At 63.9% G+C, this 15,623-nt stretch carries 12 protein-coding genes; 5 read left to right on the top strand and 7 right to left on the bottom strand.

Annotated features, from left to right (window positions below; genetic code table 11):
* Positions 1-30 precede the first annotated feature (30 nt).
* From FGL95_RS02940 to FGL95_RS02930, 3 genes are all read left to right on the top strand, one after another.
* Positions 31-870, top strand: coding sequence for a ferritin-like domain-containing protein (locus tag FGL95_RS02940; protein ID WP_169584662.1), 840 nt, complete (start codon positions 31-33; stop codon positions 868-870).
* Positions 871-1,033: 163 nt separating this feature from the next.
* Positions 1,034-1,597 (top strand): hypothetical protein, encoded by a 564-nt coding sequence (locus FGL95_RS02935; RefSeq protein ID WP_169584661.1) that lies wholly within the window; start codon positions 1,034-1,036, stop codon positions 1,595-1,597.
* Positions 1,597-1,830: a DUF6480 family protein gene (locus FGL95_RS02930; RefSeq protein ID WP_169584660.1), complete on the top strand. Its 234-nt coding sequence runs from the start codon at positions 1,597-1,599 to the stop codon at positions 1,828-1,830. The genes FGL95_RS02935 and FGL95_RS02930 overlap by 1 nt, the downstream gene beginning before the upstream one ends.
* A 12-nt stretch (positions 1,831-1,842) precedes the next feature.
* On the opposite strand, the gene FGL95_RS02925 is transcribed toward FGL95_RS02930, so the two are convergent.
* Positions 1,843-7,329, bottom strand: coding sequence for an ATP-binding protein (locus FGL95_RS02925; protein WP_169585205.1), 5,487 nt, complete (start codon positions 7,327-7,329; stop codon positions 1,843-1,845).
* 451 nt (positions 7,330-7,780) lie between these two features.
* On the opposite strand from FGL95_RS02925, the gene FGL95_RS02920 reads away from it, so the two are divergent.
* Both FGL95_RS02920 and FGL95_RS02915 read left to right on the top strand, forming a co-directional pair.
* Positions 7,781-9,790, top strand: a complete 2,010-nt coding sequence (locus FGL95_RS02920; RefSeq protein ID WP_169584659.1) for an SDR family oxidoreductase — start codon at positions 7,781-7,783, stop codon at positions 9,788-9,790.
* Positions 9,766-10,230, top strand: coding sequence for a sulfurtransferase (locus FGL95_RS02915; RefSeq protein ID WP_169584658.1), 465 nt, complete (start codon positions 9,766-9,768; stop codon positions 10,228-10,230). Before FGL95_RS02920 ends, FGL95_RS02915 begins: the two co-directional genes overlap by 25 nt.
* An 84-nt stretch (positions 10,231-10,314) precedes the next feature.
* Here FGL95_RS02915 and FGL95_RS02910 read toward each other — a convergent pair whose 3' ends face one another.
* From FGL95_RS02910 to FGL95_RS02885, 6 genes are all read right to left on the bottom strand, one after another.
* The gene (locus FGL95_RS02910) at positions 10,315-11,097 is read right to left on the bottom strand and encodes a hypothetical protein (protein WP_169584657.1); all 783 of its coding nucleotides are present in this window, start codon (positions 11,095-11,097) and stop codon (positions 10,315-10,317) included.
* 79 nt (positions 11,098-11,176) lie between these two features.
* On the bottom strand, positions 11,177-11,707 hold the full coding sequence (locus FGL95_RS02905) for a lipoprotein LpqH (RefSeq protein WP_169584656.1): 531 nt from the start codon (positions 11,705-11,707) through the stop codon (positions 11,177-11,179).
* A gap of 97 nt (positions 11,708-11,804) precedes the next feature.
* A complete protein-coding gene (locus FGL95_RS02900) occupies positions 11,805-12,908 on the bottom strand; it encodes a lipase family protein (RefSeq protein WP_206071395.1) in 1,104 nt (367 codons plus the stop codon).
* Positions 12,905-14,131: an alpha/beta fold hydrolase gene (locus FGL95_RS02895; RefSeq protein WP_169584654.1), complete on the bottom strand. Its 1,227-nt coding sequence runs from the start codon at positions 14,129-14,131 to the stop codon at positions 12,905-12,907. The genes FGL95_RS02900 and FGL95_RS02895 overlap by 4 nt, the downstream gene beginning before the upstream one ends.
* Positions 14,132-14,175: 44 nt before the next feature.
* Positions 14,176-14,811, bottom strand: coding sequence for a MaoC family dehydratase (locus FGL95_RS02890; RefSeq protein WP_338079684.1), 636 nt, complete (start codon positions 14,809-14,811; stop codon positions 14,176-14,178).
* On the bottom strand, positions 14,783-15,619 hold the full coding sequence (locus tag FGL95_RS02885) for an SDR family oxidoreductase (protein ID WP_169584653.1): 837 nt from the start codon (positions 15,617-15,619) through the stop codon (positions 14,783-14,785). Before FGL95_RS02885 ends, FGL95_RS02890 begins: the two co-directional genes overlap by 29 nt.
* Positions 15,620-15,623: the final 4 nt, after the last annotated feature.

The raw sequence follows: 15,623 nt of genomic DNA, 5'->3' as shown, positions 1-15,623 counted from the left end.
CCAATTCAGCTACGAAAGGGTTAATGCCGTATGCGCATCACCACATCGAAGAACGCGATACTCACCCAGCTTCGGGCTCTTGCAACGTTGACGAATACCGAAATCATGATTGCCGAGACGCGGACTGCGCAGGCACGCACCGATGCAGTGCGCCGTGAACTGAGCCAGAACGCCGAAAACGGGCGCGAACGCGCAGAAGCGATCGAAGATGCGATTCGTGGACTCGGTGCGCTCCCAGCTGTCGTGGGTCCGGCGATCGGCCGAATCGGCGCGATGGTCAAATCGATGTTCGAGCAGGCTCAGCCTTTCGACGAGGCAGTGCTGGGTGACCTGGCTCTCGAGTACCAATTGCTTGGCCGCGCAACATATCTAAAGGCGTTGTCCGTGCAGGAGAACGATCGCACACTGACCGATCTGGCCGAGCGGCTGATCGTCGCGCACAAGGCGACTGTTGATTGGCTGACGACCGTTCTTGCCGAAGAAGCGTTGGGTGGCCCCGCTGCTCTGCGTCGTACGCCGCTGCAATCTGTCGCTGCTTTGGGCACGACTGTGGTCAATTTGCCAGGTAGCTGGATTGCGCGAGCGGGCGACAACCTCGCGGATGCGGCTAAGCAACTGCCTGCTCACGTCGGCGATTTGATCGGACGGGGCTCGGCGACGAAGGTTCCGGAGGCCGATGAGTTGGCGATCGAGGGCTACCAGGACCTCAATGCCACCGATGCCGTGGCGGCGATCCGCACGCTGGACGATCCCGAGGCGATTCGCGCAGTGGTGTCGTTCGAAGAGGCCAACAAGAACCGGTCCACTGTTGTCTCTGCGGCGCAAGCCCATGTCGCCAACATCGCGAAGGACACCGTCGGCGTGTCGTAGCGCCAACTCACGTCGGCAGCAATGCAGCGTTTATGCATCGTTTAGTGTGGTACTCCGTACGCAGGACTGCTCGGTCGAGTAGATCCAATTGCAGCGCCGGCCAATAAGTTTCGGCGCGCAACAATATGACTCGCGCTTTCAGCGTCGAGTCGAAGGAGCCACCATGAACACACGAAACACTGTCATCCGCTCGATGCACGATGTCGGCGCGGCTGCCTGGTTCGGTGGGTCGTTGATGGGCGCGACGGGCCTCAATGGTGCCGCGAGCGACGTCGCAGACCCGAATGACCGCGCGCGGATTGCTGCTGACGGGTGGGCTCGATGGGCGCCGATCAACGCTGTTGCGATCGGTATGCACGCGATCGGCGGGATTGGGCTGATCGCCGCCAATCGTCGCCGCGTCGCTAATCAAGAGGGTGTTGGCACCAACACCGCGATCAAGACCGCGATCACCCTCGCCGCCGCAGGAGCGACGGCGTACTCCGGGTACCTCGGGTCGAAGATCGCGAGCCAGGGACGGCAGGCAGCAGAAGGTGCCACCGAGCCGTCCTCGGCCACTCCTGACGAATCCGCCGCCGCGCAGAAGCAACTCCGCATCACGCAGTGGGTGACGCCGGTTCTCACCGGAGCAGTCGTCATTCTCGCCGCTCAGCAGGGCGAACAGCAGCGCGGCAGCCAGGTGGTCTCCGGTTTCGGAAGAACACTGGCCCACAAGCTGGTGAACTGATGGCCTCGACCACAGACCCGGCCGAGTCCGGGTCGGTCGACGCTCCAGGGTTGGAGCCGGGAGGCGGGGTGCCACCCGGTGAAACCCCGCCGGACACCGGTCAAACCTCCGGACTTTCGCATCCGCAGCCGATGCCAGGCAGGGTCGGACCGATCGTCGCGCTGACGGCAATCGCCGTCATCGTGTTGGCTCTGGTCTGCTTCTTCGTCGCCCGCGCATTCTCGCTGTTCTGAGCTAGCCTTCGCTTACGACCCGGACAGCGTCCGCGCCATGCCGCGTTCGACAGCGGCGACGATGGCGGGGCGCAGGTCCGCGGCGGGGACGATCCGATGGACCGAACCGACGTTCTGTGCGCGGTCGATGTTGTGGACGGCCTCGAATTCCTGAGCGACCTCGCCCAGTTTTTCCGACCGAACCGACGACCGAGCAGCCGCCAGTTCGACGCGTATGCGTGCTCGTTCGGCGTCGTCCTCGGCTGCTCCAAGCCGCTTCTCCAACGTCTGGACTTCCGGATGCGCAGCCGTGCGGTTGTTGACTTCCCTCGAGAAGACAACAGCCGCGGCGGGTGCGCCGCCGATGACCGAGGCGAACGAGCCCTCGACGGCGAGCACTTCCATGTTGTCGTTGAGTGCACCGGAGAAGACGACGAACGCGCCGCCGTGGTAGCGCGAGATCACGCAGAACACGATCGGTCCGTCGAAATTGACGATGGCCCTGCCGATTTCGGCGCCGTGCTCGAGCTGGATGTTGCGCAGCGATTCCGGTGAACCGTCGAAGCCGGACAGGTTGGCGAGCACGACCAGCGGCCGGTTGCCGCTTGCCGCGTTGATCGCGCGCGCCGTCTTCTTCGACGACTGCGGGAACAACGTGCCCGACGTCCACAGGTCGGGTCCGTCGGCGGGGAACCAGCCTTTTCGGTTGATGGTCCGCGATTCGATGCCGATCACGGTCACGGGGTAGCCCGCCAGGTGAGCATCCACGACGACCGACGTCTCGGCGCCCGCCATATCGGCCCACCGTTCGAGAACAGCATGGTCCTGGTCGACAACTCCGCGCATGACGGTCCGAATGTCGAAGGGCTTCTTGCGTTCCGGGTTCGTCTTCGAGGAGAAGATGTCGCCGACGGTCTTGAAGTCGCTGGACGGATGGACGTGCGGGTAGCTGCGAATATCGCGGCCGACCGGATCTTTCGTGTGGGCCCGGCGCGGGAAGCGTTCGCCCGGAGCAACATACGCGTGGTCGTAGTGGGCGAACAGCACGTCGCAAGCCGCGGTCAGGTCGGGTGCCCAGTATTGGGCCTGGCCGTTGGGGCCCATGACGCGGTCGTAGCCGCCGATGCCGAAGTTGTCTTCGGCCGACACGCCACCCGAGTAGTCGAGAGATTGCTTGCCGGTCAACACCATTGCGCTGTCGGGGGTCATCACGAGGATGCCCTTCGTGTGCGTCAGCATCGTGGCTTCAGCATTCCAGTACGGCTGCGCGCCGACGTTGATGCCCGCGACGACGACGTTGATCTCGCCGCCGGCTTGGGTGAACGTGATGATCCGACGCAGGGCGCGGGATACCCAGTCCATGTTCTCGGTGCCGCTACTCATGGAAATAGTTGCACCAGAAGACAATGCGAACCATTCGACGGGCACGCCCAGTTTCTCGGCCAGGTCGATGCCTGCGACGACTCGGGAGCATTCGGCTTCCGCGACCGTGCCAAGGGCTTTCGTCGGATCGCCGAACAGCGCGACGCGCGTCATCCCTTCGGGATAGCGATCGGTGGCCGTGGTGACCAGTCCGACGATGAGCCCGGCGGTGTTGTGCCCGTATGGCCGATCCACCTCGACGAGGTGACCGGTCGAGTCGAAGTCGAGTTCTCTGAATGTTCCGCTGTCGCGAACAAGCAGCGGAATCAGCTCGTACGGGTACACGGTGCCACGGGTACGTGAACGCTGCACCTTCTGCGTGTATGCGTCGAGCGGCTGCATCGGGTGCGTCGGCGGATCGATGACCGCGACGGTGACGCCGGCACCGGACCGATACGAAAAGCGAAGCTTCACAGTACGAATCGGGTCGCCTGGTCGTTCTTGCAGTCGGGCGTGCAGGGCAACTTCTTCCAGCCCCGCGCCGAGGGTGATCGGCAGGAGGTGGCGCGCGATTGCGGGCAGCTTCTCGACCGGCAGGTCGATGAGCGGCCAGATGTAGAGCACGACGCGATTGTTGTCGAAGCGTCGCTTCCGTCGCTGGGCCTGAGCCCGGCGAATGCCGTCCATGCACGCCGACAACGCGCTCTCGATTGCTCGCCCGGCAACGATGTTGCCGTCCTTGTCGAGCTGTGTCGACTCCCCACGGACCTCCGCGAAGGCGATTAGCCGCTCGTCGGCTGAATTCTCCTTGGCCACAATGTGATAGAGGTAGGTATCGGCGGGCGAGGGGAGCGCCTTGCCGTGGAAGTTCTTGAGCCGCCAGATATCCAGCCGCTGTGCAGTAAGCGGGTGCATGTTGCGGATGATGCGGTCTTCGACGAGGCCCGTCACGGACCCGTCGGCCGACGCCCGCCGGAACGTCACTTGCCGCACGCGATCACCGTCGGCGCCGATGACCGTCGTCGTCACCCTGCGCCACGTTGTGGCGTTCGGGTGCTGCAACAGCCGGTCCTCCAGCTGGATTGCCAGCTCGTCTCCGTTGTCAGGTGCATCCGGCCATGACAGGTAGAGGTCGACCGACACGTTCTGCGCGTCTGCGCCTGCGAGCTCGTCGACGAATCCGAGTGTCGTCGCAAGTTCGGCGACAGGGGAGGTGGCGGACACCAGGTGAATGCGATCGCCTGCGAGGTGGAAAGTGCCGGTGACGATGGGACGATCGGCACGGTCGAAGGTCTTGACGTCGTCGAGTGTGTGAATTCGGTAGTACTGTCGCGTGACCACCTCGAGGAGCGCTCCCGGATTCGAGATACGTTGCGCCAGTAGGTCGACCAACGGCTCTGAGCAGTCGACGAGGGCGTCGGTGCGGCGGGCATGGTCCGGCGCGTCGGGTCGCTCGGCGAGGTAGGCCAAGTTGCCACGAACGCTGTTGAAGGTGTGTTCACGAACAGCGTCGATCGCGGGGGCGTCGAACAATTTGAATCGCACGTTGCGGGCGATGTCGCCGATCAGCGGATAACGGACCTGGGTTGCGTGAATCAAGCGGTCCAGGGCTTCGGCCAACTCGGGAGTCGGCGGTAGTGACGCAGAATCTGCTGTCAGCCATCGATCGAGCAGCCCGGCGATGACGGGGACCTGGTTCTCCATGCGCTGCTGCGCGACGAACAGACGGTACACGGCTTCGTCGAGCACGGGGGTGCGGTCCAGGCTCGTCACGTCGTAGTGACTCAGAGCGCGAGAAAGCTTGCTACGGAACGAATCCGGCAGCCCGTGCACATCGACGTCGACGGACTGAAGGTAGGAGTGGAAGTGCTCGCGCGGGCTGTGCACGGCGTCGTGCAGATCGCCCTCGTCGAGTCCGGGGCGGTTGCGCGAGAGTTCGCAGACGTCGGCGAAGGTGGTCAGTACGGCGATCTCGGCGTCGACGAGATCGGTGTCCCGACTGGGCAATTCGTCACGCAATGTGACGTAGCCTGCGAGCAGGTCACGGCCTTGTTCGCCGCTGACGTCGAAGCCGGTGATCATGGCACGCAACGCATTCAGGCGCGCGAAGGCCTCGGTGCGGGTATCGCTTTCCTGCGCCAGGTCGGTCGTGTCGAATCCGACGCGCGGGGTGGTCGACGCGGCGGCGCCGTCGCCTGCGCGATCGACGCGCAGGAGTGCCGCTCCGGCATCGACCTGAGAGTTGACTACTGCGAGCACCTCTCGGACCCGGCCCGGGTATGCAGCGCGGACCGCGGTCTCCATCTTCATGGCCTCGAGCACGACCAGAGTTGCTCCCGCGGCGACCTCGTCACCGACCGCGACGGGGACTGCGACCACGACAGCGGGTGCGGGCGCGCGGACCACACCGGCGTCGTCCTGGCTGATTCGATGGGACATCCCGTCGACCTCGACGAGGTAGCCCGCCGGACCTGGGACCGTGACGACGTGGAATCGCGACCCGCGCAGGTCGATTCGGCTCTCGAACTCGCCGAGGCGGTCGACGTCGACCTCGTACGCGCGATCCTCGGTCTCGACTCGGTAGCGGCGCGGGCCGATCTGCCCGACCGTGAGTTGGTACGCCTGACCTTGATAGCTGAGTTCGACCGTGCGGCCGATCGAGTGGCTTGCGCGCGGACGTCCACCGCGAGCCGAGCTGAGGAAGGTGGCGCGCTCATGCGCCTCTTCGACGTCGTAGGCGTCGATCGCTGCGGCGATCAAGGCGACGTCAGCGACGGGTGTCGGTCCGTCGCCGGTGCCTGCACCGGTGCGGTCGAGCCAGCCTGTGTCGGCGGAGCCGGAGATCAGCTCCTCGCGGTCGAGCAGGTCGAGGAGGAACGACTTGGTCGTGGTGCCGCCGTCGAGGACGACGGTCGTTTCGCGCAACGCGGTCCGCAGCCGGGCGAGCGCCTCGGATCGGTCCTTGCCCCAGGCGATGACCTTGGCGACCATCGAGTCGTAATCGGGCGGAATGACGTCACCCTGGGCAATTCCGGTGTCCACGCGCAGTCCCGAACCGAGCGGGAACTTCAGCAGATGCACAGTTCCCGGTGCGGGCGCAAAGCCGTTGTCGGCGTCTTCGGCGTTGAGGCGAGCTTCGACGGCGTGGCCGAACTCGGTCGGGCATTCGCCTTCGAGCGCTACGCCCGAGGCGACCTGAATCTGCAGCTTGACCAGGTCCAGACCGGTCGTGGCCTCGGTGATCGGGTGCTCGACCTGCAGGCGCGTGTTGACCTCGAGGAATGTGAACAACTGCTGATCGGGCTGGTAGAGGTACTCGACCGTCCCTGCGCCCCGGTAGCCGGCGGTACGGACCAGCTCACTCGATGCAGCGCGCAGGTGATCGGCTTGCTCTTTGGTGAGTACCGGCGAGGACGATTCCTCGATGACCTTCTGATTCTTGCGCTGAATCGAGCAGTCGCGAACGCCCGGAGCCCAGACGTTGCCGTAGTTGTCGGCGATAACCTGCACCTCGACGTGGCGGGCTTCGGTGACCAGGCGCTCGATGAACACGACCGGATCGCCGAAGGACCGTTCGGCTTCACCCTGGGTGCGCTCGAGTGCGAGTTCGAGTTCGTCTTCGGCGTAGACCTTGCGGATGCCGCGACCGCCACCGCCACTCCGGGCTTTGATGATCAGCGGGTAACCGATGGCTTGGGCGTGACGGCGCGCGTCGGCGCGGGTCTCTACGGGGCCACCGCTCCATGGGGCGACGGGAACGCCGACCTTCTCGGCGAGGATCTTCGCTGCGACCTTGTCGCCGAGTAGGCGCATCGCTTCGGCGGGCGGACCGATGAAGGTGATGTTCAGCTTGGCGCACAGGTCGGCGAACGCGGGGTCCTCGGCGACGAAGCCCCAGCCGACCCACACCGCATCTGCCTTGGCCTCCAGCAGCGCGCGTTCGAGTTCTTGGTGGTCGAGGTAGGGACTGCCTGTCGACGACGAGCGGAGGGTCACCGCCTCGTCGGCCTGGCGGACGAACATCGCTCGGCTTTCGGCACTCGTGTGCAGGGCGATGGTGCGGATGCCGTGACTGTGTTCGGCGTTGAGTTCCCGCACGGCTCTGATGAGGCGTACTGCTGCTTCGCCTCGGTTGACTACGGCGATCCGCTTGAACATCTTGTTGTCGTCCCTTGATCGGTGCTGGATATTGCGAATGGGCGGCATCGTCGACGTGGTCAAGAGTGCAGGACCGATGCTCGAGAGTCGATGCGAATGCCGCTGGCAAGGCCGATTTCTTGATCTTGCTTCACTGAAGGATTCTGCAAGGCAACGTGTTTCATGCACACATGAGCTTGGTGTGAGATTTCTCGCTTGCCGGGAGTTTGCGCGGTTACCGGTGAGTATTGTTGCGGCAGAATGATTCTCGCGGTTTCGAGTGTTACCGGCGGTAGCTGATACGTCGGTTTATAGGTATCTGGTCTGTTTGTGAAAATTCCCACTTGGCCTTGCCGGGCTGGTCAGGGGCACCTACGGTTGCGGGTATCACAGGGGTGAGTGACGTCGAGGTTCTCACGTATTCAGGTCTTCGAACGAAATCGAAAGATCTTCGAACACAAGGGAAATCGAAATGAATAATGGTTACATCGTCACTGGCGGAACAGGATTCATCGGTCGGCATTTCCTCCGCGCGTTGCTGGAGAAGGATCCAGACGCCGTTGTCCACGTTCTCGTTCGCGAATCGTCGCGTCGCAAGTTGGCGGCCATTGTATCGAATTGGACTGGTGCAGAACGGATTGTCCCACTGATCGGGGATCTCACGAAGGAGAACCTCGGGCTGGAGAGCGATCCGCCTGCCGTCCGCGAGATAGTCCATCTCGGCGCGGTGTACGACATGACTGCCGACGAAGACGTTGCGCACGCTGCCAACGTCGCAGGCACCGAACGGGTGATCGCGCTCGCGAAACAGTGCGGGGCGATGCTGCACCACGTGTCCTCGGTCGCCGTTGCCGGTGATTACAGCGGCGAGTTTACGGAATCGGATTTCGATCTGGGACAACAACTTCCAACGCCGTACCATCGCACCAAGTTCGTCGCCGAGAAGCTCGTACGCGAGGCGGAAGGCCTACGGTGGCGGGTGTACCGACCCGCGATCGTCGTCGGCGATTCCCGAACCGGCGAGATGGACAAGATAGACGGTCCGTACTACTTCTTCTCCGCGCTGTCGCGGCTCGCCCAACTACCCTCGCAGCTGCCGATCGCCGTCCCGAATCTCGGATCGACGAACATCGTGCCGGTCGAATACGTCGCCGCTGCGCTGGTCGAACTGGTCTGCTTCAAGGGCAACAGTGGGGCCACCTTCCACCTCGTCAACCCGGAGCCACAGCCGGTGCACGAAGTGTTCGCCGCGCTTGCTACCGCGGCCGGGGCTCCGAGCAGTCTGTTCGCAGTGCCCGGCTTCAACGCATCGCTGTCGCGCATAGGCGCACTGCCCGGCGTGAAGGCGGTCCGTGACGCCGCATTGGGACAACTCGGAATCCCCAGTGCCGTAATCGATCACGTTGCGTTCGCGTCGACCTTCAAATCGACGGCCACCCGGTCGGCGCTGCGCGGTGATCTGAGTATCAAGGTCCCCGAGTTCTCCAGTTACGCAGACAAGCTGTGGCGGTATTGGGCGCAGGAGCTCGATCCGAATCGCTTGCGCCGCACGGCCGGGCCGGACGGCTTCCGCGGTCGCGTGGTCGTGATCACCGGTGCGTCGTCAGGCATCGGGTTGGCGTCGGCGCATGCGGTCGCACGGCGCGGGGCGACGGTACTGATGGTCGCCCGCGGCGTGGAGGACTTGGACGACGCCGTTGCAGCAATTCGCGCCGAGGGCGGTGATGCTCATGGGTATCCGTGCGACATCACCGATGAAGAAGCGGTCGCGATGTTGGTCAAGACGTTGCTCAACGAGCACGGTCGAGTCGACTACCTGGTCAACAACGCAGGTCGTTCGATCCGTCGTGCGGTGATCAGCTCGACCGACCGGATGCACGATTTCGAACGAACCATGGCCGTGAACTACTTCGGCGCGGTCCGGCTCATCCTCGCCTTGCTGCCATCGATGCGTGAACGCGGCTTCGGGCACATCGTCAACATTTCCTCGATCGGGGTTCAGACGAAGGCGCCGCTCTTCGCTGCGTATGTCGCCAGCAAGTCCGCGCTCGATTCGTTCGCTACGATCGCGGCCGCTGAAAATATCGATGCAGGAGTAACTTTCACCTCGATTCGGATGCCATTGGTCCGGACGCCGATGATCGCCCCGACGGCTGCCTACAAGTCGCTGCCGGTCGACTCGCCCGAAGACGCTGCCGCACGCGTGATGCGAGCTCTCGAACAGCGTCCTGACCGGATCGACACGCCGATCGGCACCCTCTCCGATTACATGGGTCTCTTGGCGCCGAACGTCAAACGAGCTGTGTTGCATCAGGTTTACCGGGCGTTCCCCGAATCCGGGGCAGAGCGGAAGCCTCGCGACGCCAGCGATGAGGCCCGGCCGTCGCAGAGTTCCTTCACTGCAAAGATGTTGGCGCCGTTGATGGCGATGCCCACTCCGAGCATCGGGTTGGCCAAATGGATTCCTGGCCTCTATTGGTAGCCAACGTCGTCTCGGGGGAGTGGGCCGAAGCGAACCTCGACACACCGGGCATTGTGTTCGTCGAGGTCGCCGAAGACCCGCCGGCAAACGACGACGGCCACATCCCCGGCGCCGTGACGATCGACCTCCGAGATCCCGCGAGCACACAACGGTTCGAGTCGTTGCTCTCGGCGACAGGCATCGAGAACGACGACACGATCGTTCTCTGCGCGCGAAAAAGCAACCGCGCGGCCAGCTTTGCCTATTGGTGCTTCAAGCTGCACGGTCACCAGGATGTGCGAGTCCTGGCCGGCGGACGCAGGAAATGGGCGGCCGACGCGCGTCCGCTTGCTACCGAGTCGGTCCACCGGCAGCCGACGAAGTACGTCGCAGCCGAAGCCGACGCATCGACCCGCGCATTCCGCGACGAGGTGCTCATCGGACTCGCGCCCAGCGCTTAATCCCCGCCGAAAGTGCAGTTATCCAGGTCGTTTCGGCCGATATTGCCTGAAAAGCTGCACTTTCGGTGATGGTTGAGCAGCCGCTCAGCACTGCGCGCTGACCAGACGGTCGACGCGTTGCTTGGCGAGCGCGACCATCTGGATGTTGCCGCCCTCGCGGGGCAGGGCCTCGAGTGCGGCCAATGTTGCCCGTGCGTCAGCGAGGTCCTGGACGAGGCGCTGGCATCGCAGTTGCTCGTTGCGCTCGTCCCGGCGGTCACGCTGGCGGCGGTCGTCCTCGGTGTCCTGGGTGTCGGACCTGATGGCGTTGCTGATCGCGCCGGTCGAGGAACGCTCGAACCCACGACCGCCCGCGTCACGAATGATCCAGCCGACCGTCGACATTTGCCCGTTCTCGTTCACGACCGTGCGGTAGACGCCCTCGTTCGCCTGGGCAGGAACCGCGGTGAAGTTGTGGTCGGCTCCGCCGATCTTCACACTGCCGGTCAATGTCGAACCGTCGAGGTGAGCAGCGACTGTGGTCCCGCTCGAGTTGGTGAGCTCGACCCGATTGTCGTTGAAAGAGCCTGTCGGCCATTCCCACATCGACGAGCCGTCGCATAGGAACGCCACCGCCTTGTCGCCGGCCATGATGACAGCGATGTAGGCATCGGTGCCTTCGACACTGCCGAGGTACGTGTTGGCAGCCTGCGGTGCGTTGACGAACGGAGACGGGATGGAATCCATCATGGACTGCATCGCCGCATCCACCGACGCCGAGGCGGACGTGGTTGGCGCAGAGGAGGATTCGTCGTTGCTACACGCGGCAAGCGACGTGAAGGCGGTCACCGCGAAGGCGGCGAGAATTAGGCGGGGCAGGTGTTTCACGGTCGGGTCCTTCGGTCCGTAGCGGCGAGGCGTACGAACAAAGGTGCCCAGGACCGTCGAATTCGTTACACCTGTTCAACTACCCGCCGGTGACCGCGTCACATGCGAAGACGATTTCGAAGGTCGACTTCTTCGGCTGCGTCGGGTTCGCGAGGTCGGCGCCGAATGCTTCGCCGGTCACGGTGAAGGTGTTGCCGTCCTTGACGACCTTCGCCGGGGCGACACCTGGCGCGCCGAGGGAGTAGCCGAGTCCGGAACTGGATTCGCCGAGGCCGACTGACACGACGGTGTCCGCACCGTTGATGGTGGCGCCGCCACCCTTGCGCGCATCGCCGCTCGCTTCATAGATCGAGAGGGCGGTTGTGTCGCCGACCTTCGTGCACTTCGAGGAGTAGTTGCCCTCCCAGGCGGTGCCGTCGACTTTCACGCTCGACTTGCCGGCCGCCGGTGTGACGGAAGAATCCGCGCTGCCGGTCGTCGACGCTCCGGCAGTGGTGCTGGAGCTCGCCTTTGTGTCTTTGTCATCGTCGGAGCACGCGGCAAGTGATCCTATGAGCGCGGCTGAACACAGGAGCGCCGCTGCTGCGGAGGCAACTTTCGAGTTGATCAATTCTCTTCTCCCGATCTGCTAGTGGTCTCGCCAGTCAGTATGGGCCTACGGCTGGTGTCGCGGACGCCGATAGTGAAAACTTGCCCTTTCAACTAGATCAGCGTGCGAACAGTTGTCGCATGAAATCCGTTGCATCGGGCAGCGAGGCAATCGTCGTGGCGTTGTGGCCGGTCGGGTAGGTCCGGAACGTCATCGGCTGGCCGTTGGTGGCGAGCTCCGATGCAAGGGTGAAAGTCAAAGGGGCTGGGACAGTGGGGTCGAGCAGGCCTTGACCGATGAAGAACGGCCGCGCATAGCCCCGAGTCGGAATCGCCAGCCAATCGCGTAGCGCCGCAAGAAGTTTCGGATCGTCAAGTTGCCGGGACAACAGACTTCCGATCCCGATGCCTTCAAGCCTGTCCGCTGCCTCGAAAATGCAGATGGTCTCGACTTCGTCGAGCACTGTGCGGCCGAATGGGGTGAGGTAGCTGTCGATGTCGAGCTCCGGATGAACCGCGCGCATCGACGCGAGAATGTAGGTGACGTAGACGTTGAAGCCTTTCACTGGAACGTCTGGAAAGCCCGGTCCGCCGAGGAATGCAAGGTTTTCCAGGTTCGACGGTGGCCCGGTGGCGACCGCGCCACGGAAATCGAGATCGGGCGCGTAAGTCGTTGCCATCGAAGCGGTTACCAGTGCGGCCTGCCCACCCTGCGACTGCCCGAATGCGGCCCAACGCGACGACAGACTGGGCTCCACAGCACGCGCCGCGCGGACCATGTCGATGACGCTGTGCGCCTCGGACCGGCCATCCAGGTACGGGTGGATGCCTGGCGTACCCAGCCCGACGTAGTCCGTGGCGACGATGGCATAGCCTTGCGCGAGCCAGCGCTGCAGGTAGTCGAAGTTGATGTCACCGTTGACCGTCGGTGCACAGTCGTCGCCGAGCCCGGTGGCTTCGTGTCCCCAGGAGAGCACCGGCCAGCCGCCTGGCGGGGGAGTGCCGGGCGGAATCCAGATCGCTCCCGTGCTCAGTGCGGGTGTGCCGAGCGGTCCGGTCGTCCAGTACTTGACGAGCGACGCGTCAGCAGCACCTGGTAGCCATCGATCACGTTGCAGGGGAACGACATCGACGACCGCCCCAGGTCGGGCCAGCGGCTCTGCCTGCGCGGGAACTGCGCACGACAACGCGATCAGAGCCACGATCGCAAGCCGTCGGATCAACGCCCGGCCTCCTGGCACGTCGAAGGGGCGGGGACGCCGGCGAACCGAGCGGCAAGGTAATCGGCGCCGAGCCAGCTCGCCGCGAAACTGGGGAGCGCGTGCATCAGTTGTGTTCCGGGAAGTACTCGAGGAACTGGGATCTCGGTGTAGTCGACGGTCGCGCCCTCGCTGCACCACAGGCGTGCGAGCTCGCGTGCCTGTTCTACCGGGATCGTGTCGTCACCGGCGGCATGGAACAACAACACCGGCGCGCGTGGTGGCGTCAGGCCGATTCGCTGCCGTGAAATCAGCGAGGCGAAAGGCTCTTCGCCGAAAACCTCCATCAGAGGTCGGCCGTCGCTCGTCAACTCCGGCGTCGTCACGTTGTCGAACTCCGTCGGGTTGTCACTGTCGCAATGTGTCTGCGTGCGCAGCAGAACATCGAGACCTTTCCCGTTGAAATGGGCTCGAATCGCTTGCGCTGCCGGTGGGTACGCCTCTATGAGTCCGCTGACGAAGTCGAGGTAGATGGGCTTCAGCAACTCGCCTCCCGACCTGAATTGCGCTGTGAGATCGGCTGGGACCGCGCCTGCGAACGCGCCGACGACTGCCAATTCCGGTGCGTACTCCGACTGGAGCTCGACCGCCGCGGCAGCGGAAAAGCCGCCCTGCGAGTAGCCGCCGATGCCAACAGGGCCGGGGCCGAACAGGTTCTGCGCGGCCCGCGCCGCATCGAGAACCGCGTGCGCAGCCTGGACCCGGTTGAGGTAGGTCGGCGATCCCGTCGTCCCAAGGCCGCGATAGTCGGTGACGACTACCCGCGCACCGCGGGCAAGTAGCGCGCCGAGCGTGGCGGCGTCGAGAAAGTAGCCGCCTTCCAGCGCATGGGACGGCGCGCAGCGATCACCTTGCCCGTACGTTCCCGGCGCGAGGCTCACCAAAGGGCGCGGCCCAGCGCCGTCCCACGGTCGATTGGGAGTGATGACCGATCCAGTCACAGGAATCGGAGCACCGTCGAGGTCGGTGCTGACGTACATGATTCTCGTCGCGGTCGCGTCGTACGGAGTGCGAACAACGGGGTCGAGTACGGCGCTCATCGGTTCACTTCGAATGATCGCGCCTGGTTCTTGACTCGACAAAGTCGGTGGCGTGTAGAAGTGCGCACTCGGTGCGGCCGAAGCCGACGTAGGCGCGAGCAATGCCGCAACCACGGCGACCAGCGACAGGACGCGACCGCGAGTCATTGGCGAAGCGTACTACCAGACCGTGGCACCGGAAGTTGCGACGATCAACCGGGAATGGTGCCGATTGGGACTGGCTCGATGAGAGTCACCGGTTGGGGACGTACAAGCTGACAACCTCGGCAACGCAGGCCGGCTTGTCGACACCCTCGCGCTCGATCTTGACAAACGTGACTGTCTGGACGCCCGCCGCAATCTTGCGTACGTCCGGCGATCTCAACCACCGCCCGAATGCGCGAGTCAACCGGAACAGGAGTCGGATACCGAATCTTGTTCGAGCCGTAGTTGATTCCCATTCGGACGCCGTCGACGTCGTATACCTCCCACACGAGCATGGGAATCATCGAGGTCAGAAGATGCCCATGAGCGATAGTGCTTCCGAATGGTCCATTCGCTGCACGCACGGGATCGACGTGAACCCACTGGTGATCACCCGTCGCAGCTGCGAATGCGTCGATCAGCTTCTGGGTGATTGTGTGCCATGACGACGTCCCGAGCGGGGAGCCCACCGAGTCGTAAAGTTCAGCAATTCCGTTGAAGACGATCACGACTGGGGTCCCCCGGCCACGTAGCCGAACTGAATGGAAGCGATGACGGCCATGATGAAACTCCTGAAATGAGAAGGGGAGGTGAAGGAATGAAGGAGGTCTGCGCTCAGCCAGCGCAGCCGGACATCCCGCCATCGAGCGGAATGACAGTGCCGGTCAGATACGAGCCAGCGGACGAGGCCAGGAACCGGACAGTTCCGATCAGGTCGTCACTGTTTCCGTAGCGGCCCAACGGCACTCGTTCAAGGAGGTCGGCCTCGACCCCGGCGTCCGCCGCGATGTGTCCGAGCATGTCCGTGCGAATCGGTCCAGGGGCTATCGCGTTGACTGTGATGCCGTCGGAGGCCAACCGTTTCGCCAGGTGGCGGGTGGCCATGTGCAATCCGGCTTTGCTCGCACTGTAGGAGTAGTTGTCCCATTGAGGTGCGATCAATGCGTCGACGCTGCCGATGTTTATGACACGCGCGGGGCGGTCCGGGAGGACCGCGTTGCGCAGGAGCGGCAGTGTTCCTTGAACGAGGTAGAACGGCGCGATGAGGTTGGTATTCAATACCTTCGTCCAACCGGCGAGGGGGAATTCCTCGAGGGGAGCACCCCATGTGGCGCCGGCATTGTTCACCAGGATGTCGATTCGCTCGAGGTGCTCGGCGAGCCATACGACCAGCCGGGCTACGCCCTCCGCTGATGACAGATCGCTGACCACAGCGCTGCAGCTGCCGGCTGTTCCCACAGAATCTGCCTCAGCGTTGATGGCTTCAGCAGTTGCACGGCACTGGTCACCTTTGCGGCTGGTGATCACGACGTGGGCGCCGTCCAACACCAAGCCGCGAGCGATCATGGCGCCGATTCCGCGCGAGCCTCCAGTCACGACGGCAGTTCGACCGCTGACGGCGAAGAGGGTGTCGTACGCCGGACGGGCGTCGGAGCCCGTTGATGTCTTCATGCTT

This window comes from Antrihabitans stalactiti (genome assembly GCF_012932915.1).
Lineage (GTDB): Bacteria > Actinomycetota > Actinomycetes > Mycobacteriales > Mycobacteriaceae > Antrihabitans > Antrihabitans stalactiti.
The sequence above is the reverse complement of the archived record's forward strand: the minus strand, read 5'-3'. Positions and strand labels throughout refer to the sequence as shown.

Excerpts from the sequence above, each read along its gene's own strand:
- FGL95_RS02940 (WP_169584662.1), top strand. The coding sequence starts at position 31 with ATGCGCATCACCACATCGAAGAACGCGATACTCACCCAGCTTCGGGCT.
- FGL95_RS02935 (WP_169584661.1), top strand. The coding sequence starts at position 1,034 with ATGAACACACGAAACACTGTCATCCGCTCGATGCACGATGTCGGCGCG.
- FGL95_RS02930 (WP_169584660.1), top strand. The coding sequence starts at position 1,597 with ATGGCCTCGACCACAGACCCGGCCGAGTCCGGGTCGGTCGACGCTCCA.
- FGL95_RS02925 (WP_169585205.1), bottom strand. The coding sequence starts at position 7,329 with ATGTTCAAGCGGATCGCCGTAGTCAACCGAGGCGAAGCAGCAGTACGC.
- FGL95_RS02920 (WP_169584659.1), top strand. The coding sequence starts at position 7,781 with ATGAATAATGGTTACATCGTCACTGGCGGAACAGGATTCATCGGTCGG.
- FGL95_RS02915 (WP_169584658.1), top strand. The coding sequence starts at position 9,766 with ATGGATTCCTGGCCTCTATTGGTAGCCAACGTCGTCTCGGGGGAGTGG.
- FGL95_RS02895 (WP_169584654.1), bottom strand. The coding sequence starts at position 14,131 with ATGACTCGCGGTCGCGTCCTGTCGCTGGTCGCCGTGGTTGCGGCATTG.
- FGL95_RS02890 (WP_338079684.1), bottom strand. The coding sequence starts at position 14,811 with ATGGCGGGATGTCCGGCTGCGCTGGCTGAGCGCAGACCTCCTTCATTC.
- FGL95_RS02885 (WP_169584653.1), bottom strand. The coding sequence starts at position 15,619 with ATGAAGACATCAACGGGCTCCGACGCCCGTCCGGCGTACGACACCCTC.